Source organism: Paenisporosarcina sp. P4_E4_2 (assembly GCF_056401595.1).
The window spans coordinates 1-1,673 of the sequence record NZ_JBFUJC010000484.1 but is presented as its reverse complement, the minus strand read 5'-3'; the positions used below and the strand labels follow the sequence as shown (position 1 = coordinate 1,673).

The following is a 1,673-nucleotide window of genomic DNA, read 5'->3' as shown; positions in this document are numbered from 1 at the left end:
AGCAGGTACGATGGTGGTTCGTCAATTATTAAGAAATCAGGATAGGCAATTACAACCAGTTGGTTTTATAGATGATAATCTCTTTAAGCAAAATCTTGAAATTTATGGAGTTGAAGTATTAGGGAAAATCGTTAATATTCCAGAGATTGTTGCAAGATACAAAATCGAGTTAATTATTATTGCAATTCCCTCATTGTCTAAACAGGAAATGATTGTATTAACGAAAATTTGTGTTGGGACAGGCGTGAAAACTCAAACTATTCCTAGGATAGAAGATATTATGACTGGTAAGTTATCCGTAAATGAAATTCGAGATGTTCGTTTTGAGGACTTACTTGGGCGTGAGGAAGTAAGACTTGATATGCTCGCAATTGCAAATCAACTTACGAATAAAAAAATTCTTATAACTGGAGCAGGTGGCTCCATAGGTTCAGAAATATGCAGACAAGTGGCGAGATTCGAACCTAAAGAAATTATTCTATTAGGACATGGAGAAAATTCCATTTATAAAATTGATTTGGAAATGCGGAACCTAGTTTCATCTAATACTAAAGTTATACCAATAATTGCTGATATCCAAGATCGCAGTCGGATATTTGAAATTATGGAGATTTATAAACCAGATGTAGTTTATCATGCAGCTGCCCACAAACATGTACCACTCATGGAATTTAATCCAAGAGAAGCAGTCAAAAATAATATTTACGGAACTCTGAATGTAGCAGAGGCAGCAAAAGAAATTGGTGTTTCCTGCTTTGTAATGATTTCGACTGATAAAGCAGTGAACCCACCAAATATCATGGGTGCGACGAAACGATTTGCAGAAATGATTATCCAAAACTTGGCGGTTAATAGTAAAACGCACTTTGCCGCTGTACGGTTTGGAAATGTCTTAGGTTCTAGTGGAAGTGTTGTTCCTCTATTTAAAGCACAAATTGCAAAAGGCGGACCAGTCACTGTTACTGATCCTGAGATGACTAGGTATTTCATGACGATTCCTGAAGCCTCGAGTCTTGTCATTCAAGCAGGAACACTTGCAACAAATGGAGAGATATTTGTCCTTGATATGGGAGAACCCGTAAAAATTGTGAACTTAGCAAAGAGTTTAATCCGCTTATCCGGGTATCAAGAAGATGAAATTGATATAGAATTCACAGGAATTCGACCGGGTGAAAAATTATTTGAAGAATTATTAAACGAAGACGAAATTCAAAACGAACATGTTTTTCCGAAAATTTATATTGGTAAGTCCACACCAATTAACAATATAGATATGAAGAATTTATTGGATAAGATGCTTGATTTAAATAATGAGAATCTTAAAGATGTGTTACTTAAAATTGCTAATAAACAAAGCTTCCGAAGTGTAATTCAATAAAATCAATTGGTAATACTAGCAACCGCAGCACCCAGCGCGAATACACAAAAAATGCAATACCCATAACGAGTAGAAAGAAGGAATATCTTGTCAGGTATCCGGAGCGAGAAGTCGAAGAGTGATGGGAATTCTCAACTAAATCCAAAGTCAGAGAAAATCTATCTTTCATCGCCACATATGAGTGAGGAAGGGTTTGAGCTGGCATTTGTTCAAGAGGCCTTTGATACGAATTGGATTTCACCACTCGGGGCAAATGTCGATCTGTTTGAGAAAGAGCTGGCTGAAAAAGTGGGAA

General features: G+C 36.5%; 1 protein-coding gene and 1 pseudogene. Both read left to right on the top strand.

The genetic code is table 11. From position 1 onward, the window contains the following. Positions 1-1,378 (top strand): polysaccharide biosynthesis protein (locus AC1DSB_RS18925; protein ID WP_477587379.1); only part of this gene is annotated, 1,378 nt, incomplete at its 5' end. A gap of 96 nt (positions 1,379-1,474) precedes the next feature. After that, positions 1,475-1,673 (top strand): annotated as a pseudogene (locus AC1DSB_RS18920) (aminotransferase DegT); the annotation flags it as partial.